The organism is Kitasatospora sp. NPDC051705, from assembly GCF_044453265.1.
Lineage (GTDB): Bacteria > Actinomycetota > Actinomycetes > Streptomycetales > Streptomycetaceae > Kitasatospora.
Genome location: NZ_JBITCO010000026.1, coordinates 74,871 through 92,489 on the forward strand (window position 1 = coordinate 74,871; position 17,619 = coordinate 92,489).

At 73.1% G+C, this 17,619-nt stretch carries 16 protein-coding genes and 1 tRNA gene; 10 read left to right on the forward strand and 7 right to left on the reverse strand.

Annotated features, from left to right (window positions below; translation table 11 throughout):
• Nucleotides 1-128 precede the first annotated feature (128 nt).
• The 5 genes from ACIA8Q_RS27020 to ACIA8Q_RS27040 all read left to right on the forward strand — a co-directional run bounded on the left by ACIA8Q_RS27020 (nucleotide 129) and on the right by ACIA8Q_RS27040 (nucleotide 5,483).
• Nucleotides 129-1,484, forward strand: coding sequence for a VWA domain-containing protein (locus ACIA8Q_RS27020; RefSeq protein WP_360216983.1), 1,356 nt, complete (start codon nucleotides 129-131; stop codon nucleotides 1,482-1,484).
• 73 nt (nucleotides 1,485-1,557) lie between these two features.
• Nucleotides 1,558-2,793 (forward strand): FHA domain-containing protein, encoded by a 1,236-nt coding sequence (locus tag ACIA8Q_RS27025; RefSeq protein ID WP_360216985.1) that lies wholly within the window; start codon nucleotides 1,558-1,560, stop codon nucleotides 2,791-2,793.
• Between the two features lie 135 nt (nucleotides 2,794-2,928).
• Nucleotides 2,929-3,846, forward strand: coding sequence for an ABC transporter ATP-binding protein (locus tag ACIA8Q_RS27030; RefSeq protein WP_360216988.1), 918 nt, complete (start codon nucleotides 2,929-2,931; stop codon nucleotides 3,844-3,846).
• Nucleotides 3,843-4,991 (forward strand): ABC transporter permease, encoded by a 1,149-nt coding sequence (locus ACIA8Q_RS27035; protein WP_360216991.1) that lies wholly within the window; start codon nucleotides 3,843-3,845, stop codon nucleotides 4,989-4,991. Before ACIA8Q_RS27030 ends, ACIA8Q_RS27035 begins: the two co-directional genes overlap by 4 nt.
• 42 nt (nucleotides 4,992-5,033) lie before the next feature.
• On the forward strand, nucleotides 5,034-5,483 hold the full coding sequence (locus tag ACIA8Q_RS27040; protein WP_360216994.1) for a globin: 450 nt from the start codon (nucleotides 5,034-5,036) through the stop codon (nucleotides 5,481-5,483).
• A gap of 73 nt (nucleotides 5,484-5,556) precedes the next feature.
• Here ACIA8Q_RS27040 and ACIA8Q_RS27045 read toward each other — a convergent pair whose 3' ends face one another.
• The 5 genes from ACIA8Q_RS27045 to ACIA8Q_RS27065 all read right to left on the reverse strand — a co-directional run bounded on the left by ACIA8Q_RS27045 (nucleotide 5,557) and on the right by ACIA8Q_RS27065 (nucleotide 11,155).
• A complete protein-coding gene (locus ACIA8Q_RS27045; RefSeq protein WP_360216997.1) occupies nucleotides 5,557-6,249 on the reverse strand; it encodes a hypothetical protein in 693 nt (230 codons plus the stop codon).
• A gap of 33 nt (nucleotides 6,250-6,282) precedes the next feature.
• On the reverse strand, nucleotides 6,283-6,747 hold the full coding sequence (locus ACIA8Q_RS27050) for a thioesterase family protein (RefSeq protein WP_360217000.1): 465 nt from the start codon (nucleotides 6,745-6,747) through the stop codon (nucleotides 6,283-6,285).
• A 112-nt stretch (nucleotides 6,748-6,859) separates the two neighbouring features.
• Nucleotides 6,860-8,524 carry an energy-dependent translational throttle protein EttA gene (ettA, locus tag ACIA8Q_RS27055; protein ID WP_078881697.1) on the reverse strand — a complete coding sequence of 555 codons (1,665 nt, stop codon included), beginning with the start codon at nucleotides 8,522-8,524 and terminating at the stop codon, nucleotides 6,860-6,862.
• A 216-nt stretch (nucleotides 8,525-8,740) separates the two neighbouring features.
• Nucleotides 8,741-10,216, reverse strand: coding sequence for a Cys-Gln thioester bond-forming surface protein (locus ACIA8Q_RS27060; protein WP_360217003.1), 1,476 nt, complete (start codon nucleotides 10,214-10,216; stop codon nucleotides 8,741-8,743).
• 354 nt (nucleotides 10,217-10,570) lie between these two features.
• Nucleotides 10,571-11,155 (reverse strand): single-stranded DNA-binding protein, encoded by a 585-nt coding sequence (locus ACIA8Q_RS27065; RefSeq protein WP_360217006.1) that lies wholly within the window; start codon nucleotides 11,153-11,155, stop codon nucleotides 10,571-10,573.
• Nucleotides 11,156-11,789: 634 nt separating this feature from the next.
• On the opposite strand from ACIA8Q_RS27065, the gene ACIA8Q_RS27070 reads away from it, so the two are divergent.
• Nucleotides 11,790-11,865: transfer RNA gene (locus tag ACIA8Q_RS27070), tRNA-Arg, on the forward strand.
• A gap of 307 nt (nucleotides 11,866-12,172) precedes the next feature.
• Here the strand turns inward: ACIA8Q_RS27070 and ACIA8Q_RS27075 are convergent.
• Entirely contained in the window at nucleotides 12,173-12,808 is a 636-nt protein-coding gene (locus ACIA8Q_RS27075; protein WP_360217009.1) for a TetR/AcrR family transcriptional regulator, read from the reverse strand.
• Nucleotides 12,809-12,883: 75 nt separating this feature from the next.
• Here ACIA8Q_RS27075 and ACIA8Q_RS27080 point away from each other — a divergent pair, with 75 nt between their 5' ends.
• The gene (locus ACIA8Q_RS27080; RefSeq protein WP_360217012.1) at nucleotides 12,884-13,432 is read left to right on the forward strand and encodes a GNAT family protein; all 549 of its coding nucleotides are present in this window, start codon (nucleotides 12,884-12,886) and stop codon (nucleotides 13,430-13,432) included.
• 172 nt (nucleotides 13,433-13,604) lie between these two features.
• Here ACIA8Q_RS27080 and ACIA8Q_RS27085 read toward each other — a convergent pair whose 3' ends face one another.
• On the reverse strand, nucleotides 13,605-15,089 hold the full coding sequence (locus tag ACIA8Q_RS27085) for an MFS transporter (protein WP_360217060.1): 1,485 nt from the start codon (nucleotides 15,087-15,089) through the stop codon (nucleotides 13,605-13,607).
• Between the two features lie 262 nt (nucleotides 15,090-15,351).
• Between ACIA8Q_RS27085 and ACIA8Q_RS27090 the strand changes: the two genes are divergently transcribed.
• From ACIA8Q_RS27090 to ACIA8Q_RS27100, 3 genes are all read left to right on the forward strand, one after another.
• Nucleotides 15,352-16,041 carry a helix-turn-helix domain-containing protein gene (locus ACIA8Q_RS27090; RefSeq protein ID WP_360217015.1) on the forward strand — a complete coding sequence of 230 codons (690 nt, stop codon included), beginning with the start codon at nucleotides 15,352-15,354 and terminating at the stop codon, nucleotides 16,039-16,041.
• A gap of 35 nt (nucleotides 16,042-16,076) precedes the next feature.
• Nucleotides 16,077-16,886 carry an enoyl-CoA hydratase/isomerase family protein gene (locus ACIA8Q_RS27095; RefSeq protein WP_360217018.1) on the forward strand — a complete coding sequence of 270 codons (810 nt, stop codon included), beginning with the start codon at nucleotides 16,077-16,079 and terminating at the stop codon, nucleotides 16,884-16,886.
• 133 nt (nucleotides 16,887-17,019) lie between these two features.
• Complete coding sequence (locus ACIA8Q_RS27100; RefSeq protein ID WP_360217021.1) at nucleotides 17,020-17,619, forward strand: hypothetical protein; 600 nt, start codon at nucleotides 17,020-17,022, stop codon at nucleotides 17,617-17,619.

Consider the following 17,619-nt stretch of genomic DNA (forward strand, 5'->3'; position numbering starts at 1 on the left):
CCGCACCGCCCCGCACTGCACTGCACCGCCCCGCACTGCACCGCCCCGCACCAAGGCGCACCAAGCCGCACGGACCTGCACCGACCTGCACCGACCTGCACCGACCACCTGACGGGAGCCACCGGCCCATGGCAACACTGGCGAAGCCGAACCTGCCCAGGTTCGACGTGGACATCTTCCAGAACGAGTACCTCGCCGACGGCGCCCGCGAGGTCAACGCCATCGTCACCGTCACCGCGACCGGCGGCGGCACCTCCGGCGGCCGCCCGCTCGGCCTCTCGGACGCGGCCCAGCAGGGCGCCGACGCCGCCGCGGCCGTGGTGATCCTGGTCGACTGCTCGGGCTCGATGGACTACCCCAAGACCAAGATCAACGGGGCCCGGGAGGCCACCGCCGCCGCCATCGACGCGCTGCGCGACGGCACCGCCTTCGCGGTGGTCGCCGGCACCCACGAGGCCCGCGACATCTACCCGGGCGACGGCACCCTCGCGACCGCCTCCGCCGACACCCGGGGCCGCGCCAAGGAGGCCCTGCGCCGCCTCACCGCGGCCGGCGGCACCGCCATGGGCAGCTGGCTCGCCAAGGCCGACCAGCTCTTCCTGACCCGCCGCGACATCACCATCCGGCACGCCGTCCTGCTCACCGACGGCAACAACGAGCACGAGTCCGCGGCCGACCTGGAGCGCACCATCGAGCGGGTCGGCGGCCACTTCACCGCCGACTGCCGCGGCGTCGGCACCGACTGGCGGATCGACGAGCTGCGCAAGATCTCCTCCGCGCTGCTGGGCACCGTCGACATCGTCGCCGAACCGTCCGGCCTGGCCGAGGACTTCCGCTCGATGATGGCCGGCGCCATGGGCAAGCAGGTCGCCGACGTCGCGCTGCGGATCTGGACCCCGGCCAACGCCACCGTCAGGTTCGTCAAGCAGGTCGCCCCCAGCGTCGAGGACCTCACCGCCCGGCGCGCCGAGGCCGGCCCCCGGGCCGGCGACTACCCCACCGGCTCCTGGGGCGACGAGAGCCGCGACTACCACGTCTGCGTCGAGGTCCCGGCCGCCTCGGTCGGCAACGAGATGCTCGCCGCGCGGATCAGCCTGGTGCTGCCCCCGCAGGTCGGCGGCGGCACCCCCGAGGTGCTCTCGCAGGGGCTCGTCAAGGCGGTCTGGACGGACGACCTGGCCTCCTCCACCCGGATCAGCCCGCAGGTCGCCCACTACACCGGGCAGGCCGAGCTCGCCTCCTCCATCCAGGAGGGCCTGGAGGCCCACCGGGCCGGGGACGTCGACACCGCGACCGCCAAGCTGGGCGCCGCCGTCCGGATCGCGCACGCGACCGGGAACGACGGCACCTACAAACTGCTGCAGAAGGTGGTCGACGTGGTCGACCCGAAGGAGGGTACCGTTCGGTTCCGTAAGAACGTGAGCGAGGCCGACTCGATGACCCTTGAGACCCGGTCGACCAAGACGGTGCGTGTGAAGAAGTGACCGCTGAAGACGTGACCGGGCCGACGACCCGGTGCGACGCCGCCCCAAGCCGGCTCGATGTGAGGGGGAACTGATGCCGATCTGCCCGAGGGGCCATGAGTCGCAGGCCGAGGACTGGTGCGACTTCTGCGGCTTTCCGATGACTCCGCCCGCCCCGGCGCCCGGGGCCCATCCGGGGGCGCACGGGGCCCACCCCGCGCCCGGAGCACCCGCCGGGCACCCGGAGCACGGCGGGACGCCCTACGGCGCCCCGCTGCCGCCCCCGCCCGCACCGCCGGGGGCCCACCCGCAGCCCGGCGCCTACCCGCCGCCGCCCGCGCAGGGCTTCCCGGACCTCACCGAGGGCCTGGTGGTCTGCCCGATCTGCCGCAGCCCGCAGACCGGGCGGTTCTGCGAGGAGTGCGGGTACGACTACGAGCTCTCCACGCCCTCGCGCCGCCAGCCCCCGGCGGCCGGCGTCCCCGCGCCGGGCCCGGCCCAGCCCCCGCCGCTGAACATCCCGGCGGCGTACGGCGGCGCCCCGCAGCCGGGCGCGCCCCAGCACGCCCAGCCCCAGCACGGCGCACCACAGCACGGCCAGCCCCAGCACGGTGTCCCTCAGCCCGGGGTCCCCCAGCACGCCCAGCCCCAGCACGGCGCACCGCAGCACGGCCAGCCGCAGCCGGCGCCCCTCCCGCAGCAGCTCCAGCCGCAGCAGCCGCAGGCCCCCGTGCCCGCGCACACCTACGGCTACCCGCCGCCCGAGGGCGCGTTCCCCGAGGCCCCGGCCCGCGAGGACTCCGGCCCGGTCTACGCCCAGCCGCCCGGCCAGAACGGGCAGGCCGGCGGGGACTTCCGCACCTCGTTCCACCTCGCCCCGCCGCAGCCCCAGCCGGAGGCCGCCCCGGCGGAGCCGGTCCGAGCCAACTGGATCGCGGTGGTCTCGGCCGACCGCGACTACTTCACCGACATGATGGCCCGCAGCGGTCCCGAGGCGGCCGGCCTGTTCTTCCCCCCGTACTGCCCGGAGCGCCGCGTCCCGCTGACCGGCCGCGGCCAGCTGCGGATCGGCCGGCGCAGCCAGCACCGCGGGACGGTCCCGGAGATCGACCTGTCGGTGCCGCCGGAGGACCCGGGCGCCTCGCACCAGCACGCGCTGCTGGCCGAACAGGCGGACGGCAGCTGGGTGCTGGTGGACCAGGACTCCACCAACGGCACCACCGTGAACGGCGGTGCGGAGCCGATCACCCCGCACACCGCCGTCCCGCTCAACGACGGCGACCGGATCCACGTCGGCGCCTGGACGACCATCACGGTGCACCGCGCCTGACGCCGGGCCCGACCGGGCCGGACGGACCACCGCGTCCGTCCGGCCCGACGCGTTTCCCGGCCTCGGCAAAATGATCTTCAAATCGCTTGCGCCACGCCTGCACAGCCCCACCGGATGCCCCTACGCTCTGGGCACATGACTGCAGCTATATCCGCCGACGGAATCCGTCAGCGGTACGGGGATGTGCAGGCCGTCGACGGGGTGTCCCTCACCGTCGAGGCCGGCGAGTTCTACGGGATCCTGGGGCCCAACGGCGCCGGGAAGACCACCACCATGGAGATCCTGGAAGGAGTCCGCGAACCGGACGAGGGCCGGGTCGAGCTGCTGGGGATGGCACCCTGGCCGCGCAACCCGCAACTGCTGCCGCGCATCGGCGTGCAGTTCCAGGCCTCCGCCTTCTTCCGGAAACTGACGGCCCGGGAGACCATCCGCACCTTCGCCTCGTTCTACGGGGTCGGCCCCCGACGGGCCGACGCGATGCTGGAGCGGGTCGGTCTGGCCGACAAGGCGGAGACCCTCACCGAGAAGATGTCGGGCGGCCAGGCCCAGCGCCTGTCGATCGCCTGCGCCCTGGCCCACGACCCGGAGCTCGTCTTCCTGGACGAGCCCACCACCGGCCTCGACCCGCAGGCCCGGCGCAACCTCTGGGACCTCCTGCGGGACATCAACTCCGAGGGCCGCACGGTCGTGCTGACCACCCACTACCTGGACGAGGCCGAGGTCCTCTGCGACCGGGTCTCGATCATGGACCACGGGAAGATCCTGCACACCGGCGCCCCCGCCGCGCTGATCCGCGAGATCGACGACACCGTCCGGATCAGCGTCGCCTCCGGCCAGCTCACCGCCGACCGGGCCCGCGAACTGCTCACCGCGGCCGGCGCCGAGATCGCCGCCCTGGACGACGACACCGTCACGCTGGCCGTCTCCACCCGCCTCCCGGCCCCGGTCCTGAGCGTCCTGGCCGAGCAGAACGCGCTGCGCGGCCTCGAGGTGCGCGGCGCCACCCTGGAGGACGTCTTCCTCCAGCTGACCGGACGGGAGTACCGGGCATGACCGCCAGCACGTCCACCGGCACCAAGGTGCCCGCCCAGCGCGGCGGTCCGACCGGCGAGGCGGGCGCCGGCCGGGAGCGCGTCAGCGCGTTCTGGAGCCTGTCCCGCGCCATGCTGCTCGGCATGAAGCGCGACCGCACCGCGACCTTCTTCATCCTGCTCTTCCCGCTGGTGTTCCTGGTCTTCTTCGGCACCGTCAGCAAGGGCACCGGCAGCCCGCACGCCAAGGTCGCGCAGGTCGGGGCGGTCCAGCTGTTCGACTCGATGCAGGGCGACGCCCGCACCGGGCTGAACGCGGTCCTCACCATCACCCGGACCGACGACGAGGCCGGCACCCTGGAGAAGGTCCGCAAGGGCGACTTCGACGCGATGATCGAGCAGGGGCCCGACGGCAGGGTCGAGCTGCGGTACAGCGCCGCCGACGCCGTCCGGGCCGGCGCCCTCCGGGGCATCCTCGACTCCGTGGTCCAGAGCGCCAACCAGGCCGCCACCGGAAAGCCCCCGGCCTACGTGCTGGACGCCCAGCAGGTCGAGGACAAGTCGCTCAAGCCGATCCAGTTCCTCACCCCCGGCCTGCTCGGCTGGGCCGTCGCCACCGGCGCGGTCTTCGGCGCCGCCCTGACCCTGGTCAACTGGCGCAAGACCAAGGTGCTGCGCCGCCTGCGGCTGGCCCCGATCAGCGCCGGCACCGTCGTCAGCTCCCGGATCGTGGTCTCGCTGCTGACGGCGCTCCTGCAGAGCGCCGTCTTCCTGGTGGTCGCCACGGGCTTCTTCGGGCTCAAGCTCACCGGTGACTGGTGGCTGGTCATCCCGCTGGTGGCCTGCGCGACCCTCGCCTTCATGTCGATCGGGCTGCTGGCCGGTTCGGTCGCCAAGACCGAGGAGGCCGCCAACGGCATCTCCCAGGTCATCGTCCTGCCGATGTCCTTCCTGTCCGGCTCGTTCTTCCCGCTGGACGGCGCGCCGGGCTGGCTGCAGACCATCTCCAAGGTGATGCCGCTGCACTACCTGGTCACCTCCGCCCAGTCGGTGCTCACCCGCGGCGGCGGCGTCATGGACGCCCTGCCCACCATGGGCGGGCTGCTGGCCTTCGCGGCGGTGCTGACCGGCGTCGCCTGGAAGCTGTTCAAGTGGGAGGACGCGTAGCCACCGCGTCCGGATGAGCCCGCCGCACGGGGTCGTACGCCGATGGTCCCGGTGTACGGCCCCGCCGGCGTCTGCGACCATGGTCGGGTGACAGAGATCGGGCGAGGCACGTTGAGCGAGGAGACCTTCTTCGAGCGGGTCGGCGGAGAGCCGACCTTCCGGCGGCTGGTCCACCGGTTCTACCAGGGCGTCGCCGAGGACGAGTTGCTCCGGCCGATGTACCCCGAGGAGGACCTCGGCCCGGCCGAGGAGCGACTGACCCTCTTCCTGATGCAGTACTGGGGCGGCCCCCGCACCTACGGCGAGCAGCGCGGCCACCCGCGGCTGCGGATGCGGCACGTGCCGTTCAAGGTCGACCGCGCCGCGCACGACGCCTGGTTGAAGCACATGCGGGCCGGGGTGGACGAGCTGGCCCTGCCGGCCGAGGACGAGCAGCAGCTCTGGGACTACCTCACCTACGCCGCCGCCTCGATGATCAACACCCCGGGCTGATCCGGCCGGATCCGGCCCTTCCGGCCCGCGCCGCAGCGGCGGCCCCGCGCGGCTGGGGCTTGTCGGACGAGCCCTAGCGGAGCGGGCTCAGCCCCAGGCCCGCGCCGGGCGCGGCCGCCGTCCGCACCGCCACCGAGCCGGCCGGCGCGCTCAACCGCAGCCAGCCGCCCGCCCGGTGCACGGTGAGCGGCGAACCGGGCTTCAGGAAGCCGATCACGTGCGCCGCGTGCACCGCGCGCAGCGGCAGCTCCGGCAGCGCGCCGACCGGGCGCGACCAGATCTCGTCGGCCAGCGCGTCCAGCACCGCACGGCTGCGGTGGTGCTCCGGGACGGCCTCACTGCGCTCGCGGAACTCCCGCACCCCGGCCATCAGTTCGGGGTACACCTCGGCGGCCGGCGGCGACCCGACCGGGCGCCAGCCGGTGCGCGGCGGCAACAGCCCCGCCCAGGCCGGGCCGGTCACCGGCGCCGGCAGCGCGACGGTGCCCGCCCCGTCGTCCACGCCGTCCAGCAGCCGGCCGGCCGAGACGGTCAGGTCGACCGGCTCGCCCAGCCCGGTCAGCCGGGAGGTGCGGATCGCGAGCGCGCCCGAACCGCCCAGCGGCAGCCGCCCGAACACCGCCAGCACCCCGTCCTCCGCGGCCGGGGCCACGGCCTGCAACCGGACGGCGGCCGCCCGGTCGAAGCGCAGCAGCCGCTGCAGGAAGGCGGCGAGGTCGGCGGCCCCGCCGGCATCGGTGAGGGCGAGACGGGCGGTGATGGTCAACGCTGGTCAGCTCGAATCGGTAGGGGTCGGTGCTCAGGCGGCGGCCGCGGCCACGCCCGCCTTCTCGTCCAGAGCGGGTTCGTCCATGAAGCGCGACAGGAACGCCCGCTCCACGGGCGAGATCCGGCGCGGCCGGCCCTCGGCCAGGTCGTAGGGGACGACCACCGTGGAGGCCCGGACGTACACCGTCTCGGTGCCGTCCGCGGCGACGTCCTTGATCTCGTAGGACACCGTCAGCGAGGCGCCGCCGATGTGGGTCACCCTGGTCTCCACGGTGACCGGCTCCGGCCGGTGCACCAGCGGACGCTTGTAGTCGATCTCGTGGCGGGCCACCACCGAGCCGCCCGCGAACTCCCCGGCGCCGGCCTCGGCGGCCTGGGTGAACATGAAGTCGATCCGGGCCTCCTCCAGGTAGCGCAGGAAGACCACGTTGTTGACGTGTCCGAAGGCGTCCATGTCGGACCAGCGCAGCGGGCAGGCGTAGATGTGGCGGGCCACAGGTGTTCTCCTCGACGTCCGGTCGCCCGCCGCCGGGTGGCGGCGGCGGGGCCGCGGTCCGGCGGACCGCCCCTCGCGGGGCAGTCTGCCGGACCGCCGTGACGGCTGGGTGTCAGCCGCGGGTCAGCTTCTTGTACGTGGCCCGGTGCGGGCGGGCGGCGTCGGCGCCGAGCCGCTCGATCTTGTTCTTCTCGTACGACTCGAAGTTGCCCTCGAACCAGAACCACTTGCTCTCGCCCTCGTAGGCGAGGATGTGGGTGGCCACCCGGTCCAGGAACCAGCGGTCGTGGGAGATGACCACGGCGCAGCCGGGGAACTCCAGCAGCGCGTTCTCCAGCGAGGAGAGCGTCTCGACGTCCAGGTCGTTGGTGGGCTCGTCGAGGAGCAGCAGGTTGCCGCCCTGCTTGAGGGTGAGCGCCAGGTTCAGGCGGTTGCGCTCACCACCGGACAGCACGCCGGCCGGCTTCTGCTGGTCCGGGCCCTTGAAGCCGAAGGCCGACACGTAGGCGCGGGACGGCATCTCGACCTGGCCGACGTTGATCCAGTCCAGACCGTCGGAGACGACCTCCCAGAGGGTCTTCTTCGGGTCGATGTTGGCGCGCGACTGGTCGACGTAGCTGATCTTGACCGTCTCGCCGACCTTGACCTTGCCGGAGTCCGGGGTCTCCAGGTCCTGCAGCATCTTGAACAGCGTGGTCTTGCCGGCGCCGTTCGGGCCGATGATGCCGACGATGCCGTTGCGCGGCAGGGTGAAGCTGAGGTCGTCGATCAGGACCTTCTCACCGAAGGCCTTGTTGAGGTTCTCGACCTCGATGACGACGCTGCCCAGACGCGGGCCCGGCGGGATCTGGATCTCCTCGAAGTCCAGCTTCCGCATCTTGTCCGCCTCGGCCGCCATCTCCTCGTAGCGGGCCAGACGGGCCTTGGACTTCGCCTGGCGGCCCTTGGCGTTGGAGCGGACCCACTCCAGCTCCTCCTTGAGGCGCTTGGCGCGCTTGGCGTCCTTCTGCCCCTCGACCTTGAGACGCGACTGCTTCGTCTCCAGGTAGGTGGAGTAGTTGCCCTCGTACGGGTAGGCGCGGCCGCGGTCGAGCTCGAGGATCCACTCGGCGACGTTGTCCAGGAAGTACCGGTCGTGGGTGACGGCGACGACGGTGCCCTTGTACTTCTCCAGGTGCTGCTCCAGCCAGTTCACCGACTCGGCGTCCAGGTGGTTGGTGGGCTCGTCGAGCAGCAGCAGGTCGGGCGCCTCCAGCAGCAGCTTGCAGAGCGCGACGCGGCGCTTCTCGCCACCGGAGAGCTTGGTGACCGGCCAGTCGCCGGGCGGGCAGCCCAGGGCGTCCATGGCCTGCTCCAGCTGGGCGTCCAGGTCCCAGGCCTCGGCGTGGTCCAGGTCCTCCTGGAGCTTGCCCATCTCGTCGAGCAGCGCGTCCGAGTAGTCGGTGGCCATCAGCTCGGCGATCTCGTTGAAGCGGTTGAGCTTCCCCTTGATCTCCTTGACGCCGTCCTCGACGTTCTCCAGGACGGTCTTGGACTCGTCCAGCGGCGGCTCCTGGAGGAGCATGCCGACGGTGAAGCCGGGCGAGAGGAAGGCGTCGCCGTTGGAGGGCTGCTCCAGGCCGGCCATCATCTTCAGCACCGTGGACTTACCGGCGCCGTTGGGGCCCACGACGCCGATCTTCGCTCCGGGGAGGAAGCTGAGCGTCACGTCGTCAAGGATGACCTTGTCTCCGTGAGCCTTGCGCACCTTGCGCATCGTGTAGATGTATTCCGCCACGTGAGATCGCTCCGGCGTCGTCGGGAGTATTCGGCTTGCAGCGTTCCATTGTGCCGCACCCGGCCGGGAGGCCCGAACGGCCGGGTGACCCCACCGGGGTATCCGGATCGGGCCCGTGACGGCGAAGGCCCGGCCCCCCGCAGCGGGTGCGGGGAGCCGGGCCGGGTGTCGCCTCAGGGCCTCAGGAGGTCAGTGCCTCCGGGCCCGCGGAGCGGGTCAGGCGGTGTTGCGACCGTGGCGGCCGCGGCGGCGCAGGACGAAGACCGCGGCGCCACCGGCCACGACCAGGCCACCGGCGACGGCGGCGAGGATCGGGGTCGAGTCATTGGCACCGGTCTGGGCCAGGCCACCGGTGCCCGGGGCCGGGCTGGTGGAGGCGGGGGACGGGTGGCCGGCGGCCGGGGTGCTGGCGCTGGCGGACGGGGTGCCGGCCGGGCTCGGGGTGCCGGTGGTGCCCGGGGTGGTCGGCGTGGCCGAGGTGCCCGGGGTCGACGGACCCGAGGTCGGGGTCGGGCCGGTGCCGGTCTTGCAGTCCAGGACGCCCTGGAACTGGCGGCTGTAGCCGTTCGGGCCGGAGACGGTGATGTTGTAGGCCGTCTTCTCGGCGACCGGGACGAGAACGCTCTCGGTCTTGCCCGGCTGGACGGTCAGCTGCTGCTTGCCGACCGTGACGGTGCCGGCCTCGTCACCACCGTTGGAGACGGAGACGCGCACGCCGTTGTTGGCGCACTCGACCTTGGCGGTGCTGTCGACCAGCGCGCCCTTGCCCTGCTTCCAGGTGGCCTTGGCCGCGTCGGCGACGTTGAGCTTGCTGGAGCCGGCCAGGATCATGGTCTGGCTGTGCTCCTCGCGGGTGTACCCCTTGCTGAGGAAGACGCGGCCGCTGGGCACCACGGTGGAGGCGCTGGCGTTCACGGTCACCGAGCCGTCCGGGGTGCCGGCCGGCACGTCCAGGAACAGCTGGGTGTCCTTGGCGATCGGGCCGGTCACGGTGGCGCCGACCGGCTTGTTGTCCTTGTCCAGCAGCTTGACCTTGTCGGCGGAGTCGCCGCTGACGGCCAGCTTCACCTCGGAGGCGCTGGAGTTGAGGGTGAACGGGCCGAGCTTCGCGCCGGACTTGCCGGACACCGAGTCCGGGCTGAGGGTCAGCGAGGGCTTGGGCTCGGCGGCGATGCCCTTGTTGGCGGCACCGGTCAGGTAGTCGCGGAGCTTCTTGGCGTCGGCGCTGCGCGGGACGGCGTTCTTGTTGTCCGAGAACTTCCAGATCGCGGCCTGGGTGCCCGCGGCGGCGTCCTCCGGGCTCAGGTTGCCCGCGCCGGCGGCCTTGGCGAGCGCCCCGAGGTCCTTGACCTGCGGGTAGGAGTTCTCCAGGATCCAGCGGATCTTGGCGGCCGCCTCGACCTTGTTCTTGTCACCGAGCGAGCTGGAGGCCCAGTCCGACTCCTGGTACTTGATCTTCTTGGAGATGTCCACCGGGAAGCCGAAGTCGATGCAGTAGGTCTGCAGCTCACCGTCGGCGGTCTTGAGCGTGAACAGGCCGCCGTCGACGGTGCCCTCGCCCTCGACGTCGATCTTCTCGCCGAGCATGGTGTTCTGCACCACCGCGGTCACGCCCGACCCCGGGGTGTCGGCCGCGGCCGCCGTACCGGCTGCGAACAGGCCTCCACCCAGCGCAAGGCTGGTCGCGAGCATGACAGTGGTTATGCGGGGGAGACTCCGCGTCTGCCTCTGGAACATCTGGGATCCCTCCGGGCCGGGCCGCACCGATCGGCAGCCCGCCGACTTGCCTGCCGCGGGGCGCCCCCTGTGGCGCCCGCTGCGGGTATGAACCAGACGAATCCTATTGAGCCCCGCAGGCCCCGAAACCCCCATGCGAAATCAGGACGATTCCGTATCTGTATCGTTATCAACCCTCCCAGTTTCCACACAAGCTGACGATCAGCCAGAATCTCTTCGCCACTTTCTGTTATCCGGACGAGATTGCGCGTACGGGCGCAACAACAGTCTCGATCAACATATTTGTCGACAGTCCAGGTCGCCGACCGGTCAGATCGGCGACCCCTGACCGCCACCCTCCGGCTCCCCCTCGGACACCAGCACCTGCGTTCCCGTCACTGCCCGCACAGGGGGTGCCGAATCCGGCGGGCCCGGCGCCGGGGCCGCCACCGAGGCCTTCCGCGCCTCCAGTGCGTCCGCGATCCACCCCGGCACGCCCCCTCCCCGGACCGCCGCCCCGGCCGGCTCCGCACCGGCCGGGGGCTGCCCGCGCGCACCCGAGGCCCAACGGAACGCCGAGGTACCGCGGGTGAGGTCGTGTCCGACCGATCGGGCGTCGATCTCCGCCCTGGTCCGCCGCGCCTCCCCCTCCCCCCACTCGCGGACCCTCAACCGGCCGCTCACCAGCACCGGATCCCCCTTGGCCAGCGAGCCGATCAGGTTCACCGCCAGCGCCCGCCAGGCCGTCACCGTCAGCCACTGCGTCTCGCCGTCGACCCAGCACGCGCGCTCCCGGTCGTAGCGGCGCTCGGTGCAGCCCAGCCGGAAGTTCGCCATCGGCACCCCGGCGCCCGTTTCGCCGTAGCTCACCTCCGTCGCGACATTGCCCGTCACCGTCACGTACGCCTCGCTCACGGCACACTCTCCGTTCTCGCCGATGCACCGTACGGAATCGACCGGCGCGCTTTGAGAGTGCGCCAGGAGGGAAATCTCCGCGAGGGAGTTCCGAAATCCTGTGGACAACTCGCGCCTGTGGAAAACTGATGTCACCCGCAGGGGTGAATTTCGGCCTTTCGGCAGCGCTTCGCCCCCGACTCATCGCGGCCATGACAACAAACCGGCTGCTCGCCGCCCCCACCCGCGGCCTCCGGAACGCCCCGCGCCCGACCGTCCGCGCACGTCATCCGACCGGAGGAAGCCGAATGTCGGCCCCCACCCGCACCGGAGGCGGCACATTCTCCGTGTCAAATCCATAACGGGTGGGGCGGCAGCCCCGTAACGACTGCACAACGTCCGGCGCGGAAGTCTGCCAGACCGCTGCACACACGGGCTTCACCTGCGATTATCGGACCGCTCCACCGAACCGACACACCAACGGCGGTGTCGTCACACCCGGCCGAGGAACTGGGCACCCTTATCCTGTCCCCGGCAGGGCGAGGACCCACCCAACCCCCACCCCCACCCTCAGGCACGGGGCCGGACCCGCGCGCCCCGGCGCACGTCGCCCGAACCCGGCCACGGTCCCGCCCACCCGGGCACGGTCCGTCCCGCCCCCATAGCTCAGCGGATAGAGCACCCGCCTTCTAAGCGGTAGGTCGCAGGTTCGAATCCTGCTGGGGGCACCACGCCCTGCCATTCCCGCAGGCCGCCGGGCCGGCGCCCGCATTGCCGGCCGCGGCATTGCCCGGCCGGCGCCCGGCGGGAAATCCGCGCGTCCACCGCCGATTTCCGACCACCCACCGCGCATATGTCGTGACCATGCGTGTCATGGCCGCTCCGAAAAAGCGCGTCGGGGTGCATTTCCGGCACCGCCGGACCGCGCCCGGACCGCACCCGGAGAGCGTCGCCGGGGGCTCTCCCGGAGGCTCTCGCGGCGGACGGATCCCGGCCGCCCGCGCGCCCGGACCGGTGTCCTCGACCCCCGACGCCCCCTCAGCCCCCGGTGCCACCCGCGGCCGGGCCGGCCAGCCCGGCCAGGTAGGCGTCCAGCAGGGCGGTCTGCCGCTCGGCCGGGAACTCCCCCGGGGCGAACAGCGCCTGCACCACCAGTCCGAGCACGAAGGCCTGCGCGGCGGTCGCCACGGCGACGGCGTCGGAGCCCGCCGGGAGCTCCCCGCGCCGCTGGGCGTCCACCACGTGCACCGCGAGGGCCTCCCGCGAGCGGGCGTAGCGGCCGGCGTGCGCCGCAGCGAGCTCCGGATCGGCCAGCGCGACGTCCCAGGAGCCGACCCAGATCCGGTTGCCGGCCGCGGCCGCCGCGTCCAGCGGCAGGACGTCCAGCAGGGCGGCCCGCAGCCGGGGCAGGCCGGCGGGCGGCGGCGGGGTGCCGTCGACGGGGGCGGTGCGCCGGGGCCGGGAGCCGGAACGCCGGTCGAGCTCCTCCAGGGCGTGGCTCAGCAGGGCCCGCTTGTTCGGGAAGTAGTGCGTCAACAAGCCGGTGGAGGCGCCCAGTTCGGCGGCCACCGCGCGCAGGGTCAGGCCTTCGAAGCCGCGCGTGGAGAGCACCCGCCACACCCCCTCGGAGACCTCCAGGCGGCGGGCGTCGTGGTCTCCACGGGCGGGCGTCATGCCGGCCATCGTACATACCAAACGTTTGTTATGTATCGTTCCCAGCACACCGCGCATCCCGTGAAAGGCCCGCCCATGTTTGCCGTACCGCTCGCCGAGAACGCCGAACTGCGCCCGCTGGAGCCGTGGCAGGCGGCCGAGTTCCTGACCCACGTCGACCGCGCGCGGGCCCACACCGACCCGTGGATCCCGTGGGCCACCCGCTCCACCGACCCGGCCTCCGCCCGCGCCACCCTGCAGCGCTACGCCGACCAGCAAGCCGCCGACCACGGCCGGATCTACGGCATCTGGCTGGACGGCACGCTGGTCGGCGGCGTGATGTTCGTGGCCTTCGACACCGAGACCGGCAACTGCGAGATCGGCGTCTGGACCGAGCCCGCCGGCGAGGGGCACGGCCTGGTCACCGCCGCCGTCCGCCGGCTGCTCGACTACGCCTTCGTCACCCGCGGCCTGCACCGCGCCGAGTGGTGGACCAGCACGGACAACACCCGCAGCCGGGCCGCCGCCCAGCGGCTCGGCATGACGCTGGACGGCGTGCTGCGCGAGCAGTCGCTGTACCGGGGTGTCCGCCGCGACATGGAGATCTGGTCGCTGCTGGCCTCGGAGTGGGCGGCCCGGGCCTGAGACCGGCGGCGGGCCCCGGCCCGTCCGGCCACGGAGTGGACCGCCGCCCGGGCGCGGGCCCGGCCCGGCCCCGAACGCGGCGGGGCCCGGTGGACTCCTCGTCCACCGGGCCCCGGCACCGCCCCTCCCCCCGGCTCACCGCACCCCGTCCGGCGCACCCCGACCGGCGCGCTCAGGCCGCCAGGGCCTGCTCCGCCGCCTCCGCCGCCCCGACCGGCTCCGGCTCGGCCGCCGGCAGCCGCAGCGCGAGCACCAGGACCAGCGCCATCACCCCGCCCGCCGACAGGAACACCACGTCGACGGCGTCCGTGAAGCTGCGCAGCGCGTGCTCGCGGGCCGCACCGGTGAGCGTCCGGAGCGAACCGAGCGGCCGGCCGGGCTCGCCCGCCGCGAAGGCCCGGGCCAGCACGGTGCCGAACAGCGCCGCGCCGAGCGCACTGCCGAGCGTCTGGAAGAAGCGGATCCCGGTGGTCGCGACGCCGAGCTGGTGCCGGGGCGCGGCCTCCTGCACGACCGTGATCAGCTGGCCGACCAGCTGGCCCAGGCCGCAGCCCAGCAGCGCGAGTTCGGCGCACACCGCCCACAGGCCGGTGGCCGGCCCGCTGAGGCCGAGCAGCGCCAGGGCGAGCGTCGCGCAGCCGCCGCCGACCACCAGGAAGGTGCGGTGCGCGTGGCCGCGGGCGGCCAGCCGGCCGACCAGCACGCCGACCGCGGTCATCCCGGCCGCCATCGGGATCAGGTACAGGCTGGCGGAGGTCGGCGCGATGCCGCGGGCGATCTGCAGGTAGAGCATCACGTAGACGATGGAGCCGGTCATGCCCATCCCGAGCAGTCCCTGGATGGCGAAGCCGAGCCGCACCTCGGGGATCCGGAACAGCGACAGCGGCAGCACCGGCTCGGCCGCGGTGGCCTGGCGCCACAGGAAGAGGCCGAGCGCGGCCAGGGTGGCGGCGGCCAGGCCGAGGATCTGCGGGGACGTCCAGGCGTAGTCCTTGCCGCCCCACTCGGTGACCAGCAGCAGCCCGGTGGCGAAGGCGGCGGCGAGGGCCGCTCCGGCGAAGTCCAGGCCGCGGCGCCCGGCCGCCGGCGGCAGCTTGATGACCAGGGCGGCGCCGACCAGGACGAGCAGGCCGAGCGGCAGGTTGACGTAGAAGACCCAGCGCCAGCCGAGGTGGTCGGTGAACAGCGCGCCGACCAGCGGGCCGACCGCCATCCCGAGCCCCCCGACGATCCCTCCCATCGCACCGCCCTTGCCGGCGGAGCGCTCGGCCGGGTCCTTGAGGTGGGCGATGACCACCATGGTGACGCTCATCAGTCCACCGCCGCCGACGCCCTGGAGGGCCCGGAACGCGATCAGCTCGGTCATCGACTGCGCGGCGCCGCACAGCGCCGAGCCGAGCAGGAAGGTGCCGACGGCCCCGAGCAGCACGCGCTTGGCGCCGTACAGGTCGCAGAGCTTGCCGTAGAGCGGCAGGAGGGCGGTCGCGGCCAGGGCGAAGGAGCTGACCAGCCAGGGCAGTCGGTCGACGCCGTGGACGGGGTCGAGGTCCCGGACGATCGGCACGGTGGCCGCGGACACGATGTTCATGTCGAGGACGGCCAGCACGATCGTGACCAGGCAGATGAGCATGCCCAGGTTCCGCCGGGCCGGGGTCATCAGGGCCGGTGGCGCGGCGGTCGGTGCGGCCTGTGCCGTCGCGGCCTGTGCGGCCTGTGCCGTCGGGGTCGGTGCGGTCGGTTCCGGTGTCGGTGCGGCGGTGCGCGCCATGGTTCGAGCCCCCCTGGGTCGGTGGAGTTCCGGCCGGACCGGTGCGGCCGGCGGCGTGCCCTCACCATGGCAGCATTTTTATACCGGGTCAATTCTTCATCCGAACACAATTTTCATCCCGGAACATCTTTGATCCTGGTACAGTCATGCCATGGCGACACGCACCGACTTCGGCCTCGGCTCCGACCAGGACCTCGACACGCTCCCGCTGCGCGAGCGCAAGAAGATCCAGACCGGCATCCGGATCTGGCGCACCGCCGTCGGGCTGTTCGCCGCCCGGGACTTCGACCAGGTCTCGGTGGCCGAGATCGCGGCCGCCTCCGACGTCTCCAAGATGACCGTCTTCAACTACTTCCCGACCAAGGAAGACCTGGTCATGGCCCCCATGGAGCAGCACCTGGACGAGCCCGCCCGGGTGGTGCGCGAACGCGCCCCGGGCAGCTCCGCCGTGGTGGCGCTGCGCGACCAGTACCTGGCCGCGCTCGAGCAGCTCGACCCCGCCACCGGCCTCAACGACGACCAGGTGGTGCTGGACGTGGTCCGGCTGATCCACCGCACCCCGGCGCTCGCGATGCGCGCCACGGCCGTCTTCTCCCACCAGGCGCGGGACCTGCTCACCGCCGAACTGCTCGCCCAGGACCCGGCCCACGACGAGCTGACCGCGCAGATCGCCGCGGCCCAGCTGATCGCCACCAGGCTGACGCTGACCACCGCGAACCAGCGGCTGATGCTGACCGGCGCGCGCGCCGCGGACGCCCTGCCCGCCGCCCTCGACCGGGCCCGCCGCGCCTACGCGCTGGTCGAACGGGGCCTCGGCGGCTACTGCACGGCGGCGCCCTGAGAGGGTGTGCGCACCACGACCCTCCGGAGGTACGCATGGACCAGCCGCTGCTCACCCGGGACCGCACCCCGCTGCCCACGCACGTCGACGGCCTGCGCGCCCACGTCGGTGAGGACGGCGTCGCCGTGCTGGAGTTCGCCCGACCGCACCGCCGCAACGCCGTCACACTGGCCATCTGGCAGGCGCTGCCCGACGTGCTGGCCCGGATCGCCGGGCAGCCGGGCGTGCGCGTCCTGCTGGTCACCGGCGCGGACGGGACGTTCAGCGCCGGCGCGGACATCGACGAGCTCGCCGGGGTCTACGGCGACCCGGACAGCGCCGACCGGTACCACGCGGTCAACGTCGCCGCCGAGGAGGCGCTGGCCGCCTTCCCGCACCCGACGATCGCGGTGGTGCACGGCGCCTGCGTCGGCGGCGGCTGCCAGCTGGCCGTCGCCTGCGACCTGCGGTTCGTCGCGGACGACGCCCGGATGGGCATCACCCCGGCCAAGCTCGGGGTGGTCTACCCGGCGGTGCCGACCCTGCGGCTGGCCCGGCTGGTCGGCCCCTCCCGGGCCAAGTACCTGCTGTTCTCCGGCGAGTTGGTGCAGGGCCCGCGCACCGCGGTGATCGGTCTGGCCGACCGGGTGCTGCCGGCCGACCAGTTGGACGAGAACGCGCTGGCGTTCGCCCGGCTGCTGACCCGCCGCTCGCCGCAGACCATCGGCGCCGTCAAGGCCGCGCTGGCCGTCCCGCCGGAGCAGGCGGCGCAGGCCCTGGCACCGTGGGAGCGCCGCTCCCGGGAGGCCTCCGACGTGCACGAGGGGCTCGCCGCGTTCCTGGAGGGCCGTCCGCCCCGCTTCTGAGGGGGCCGTGCCCGCCCCGGGGGTCCGGGGAGGCCGGGGGCGGTCCGGGAGCGCGGCGCCCGGGCCCCGTACGATCGTCCGACCGGCCCCGTGCCGTCGACCAGCCCCCGCCACCGCCCGGAGCCGCACCCCCATGACCGAGGCCATGACCGCCCCCGCCAGCCGCACGGTGTGGGCCCGCCGGATCACGGACGGCGTCGAGCCGAAGAACGTGATCATCGCGATGCTCCCGCTGCTCGGCGGCGTCCGCCACGGCTGGACGGGCCTCGCCTGGGCGGCCTTCGCGGCGCTGTTCGCGGCCGTCATCCCGACGATGTTCATCCGGCGCGGCATCCGCAGGGGCACCCTGGAGGACCGCCACGTCGGCCACCGGCAGCGCCGGCTGACCGTCATCCCGTTCATCATGGGCTCGGTGCTGACCAGCTTCGCGGTGATGCTGTGGCTGGACGCCCCGGCCGACCTGACCGCGGTGGTGCTGGCGATGTTCGCCTCGCTGGTCCCGATCCTGGTGATCACCGTCTGGTGGAAGGTCTCCGTGCACACCGCGGTCGCCAGCGGCGCGGTGGTCTGCCTCGGGATCGGACTCGGCCCGCTGTGGCTGCTGCTCTACCCGCTGGTGGTGCTGATCGGGTGGTCCCGGGTGGTGCTGCGGGACCACACCACCGCGCAGACGATCGTCGGCGCGGTGGTCGGCGCGCTCACCGCGGGGCTCACCTTCTGGGCCGCCCGCTAG

Bases quoted from the DNA above. Each gene is read 5' to 3' on its own strand.
- ACIA8Q_RS27075 (WP_360217009.1), bottom strand. From the start codon at position 12,808: ATGACGCCCGCCCGTGGAGACCACGACGCCCGCCGCCTGGAGGTCTCC.
- ACIA8Q_RS27035 (WP_360216991.1), top strand. From the start codon at position 3,843: ATGACCGCCAGCACGTCCACCGGCACCAAGGTGCCCGCCCAGCGCGGC.
- ACIA8Q_RS27100 (WP_360217021.1), top strand. From the start codon at position 17,020: ATGACCGAGGCCATGACCGCCCCCGCCAGCCGCACGGTGTGGGCCCGC.
- ACIA8Q_RS27085 (WP_360217060.1), bottom strand. From the start codon at position 15,089: ATGACCCCGGCCCGGCGGAACCTGGGCATGCTCATCTGCCTGGTCACG.
- ACIA8Q_RS27090 (WP_360217015.1), top strand. From the start codon at position 15,352: ATGGCGACACGCACCGACTTCGGCCTCGGCTCCGACCAGGACCTCGAC.
- ACIA8Q_RS27040 (WP_360216994.1), top strand. From the start codon at position 5,034: ATGGTCCCGGTGTACGGCCCCGCCGGCGTCTGCGACCATGGTCGGGTG.
- ACIA8Q_RS27080 (WP_360217012.1), top strand. From the start codon at position 12,884: ATGTTTGCCGTACCGCTCGCCGAGAACGCCGAACTGCGCCCGCTGGAG.
- ACIA8Q_RS27060 (WP_360217003.1), bottom strand. From the start codon at position 10,216: ATGCTCGCGACCAGCCTTGCGCTGGGTGGAGGCCTGTTCGCAGCCGGT.
- ACIA8Q_RS27025 (WP_360216985.1), top strand. From the start codon at position 1,558: ATGCCGATCTGCCCGAGGGGCCATGAGTCGCAGGCCGAGGACTGGTGC.
- ACIA8Q_RS27095 (WP_360217018.1), top strand. From the start codon at position 16,077: ATGGACCAGCCGCTGCTCACCCGGGACCGCACCCCGCTGCCCACGCAC.
- ACIA8Q_RS27020 (WP_360216983.1), top strand. From the start codon at position 129: ATGGCAACACTGGCGAAGCCGAACCTGCCCAGGTTCGACGTGGACATC.
- ACIA8Q_RS27030 (WP_360216988.1), top strand. From the start codon at position 2,929: ATGACTGCAGCTATATCCGCCGACGGAATCCGTCAGCGGTACGGGGAT.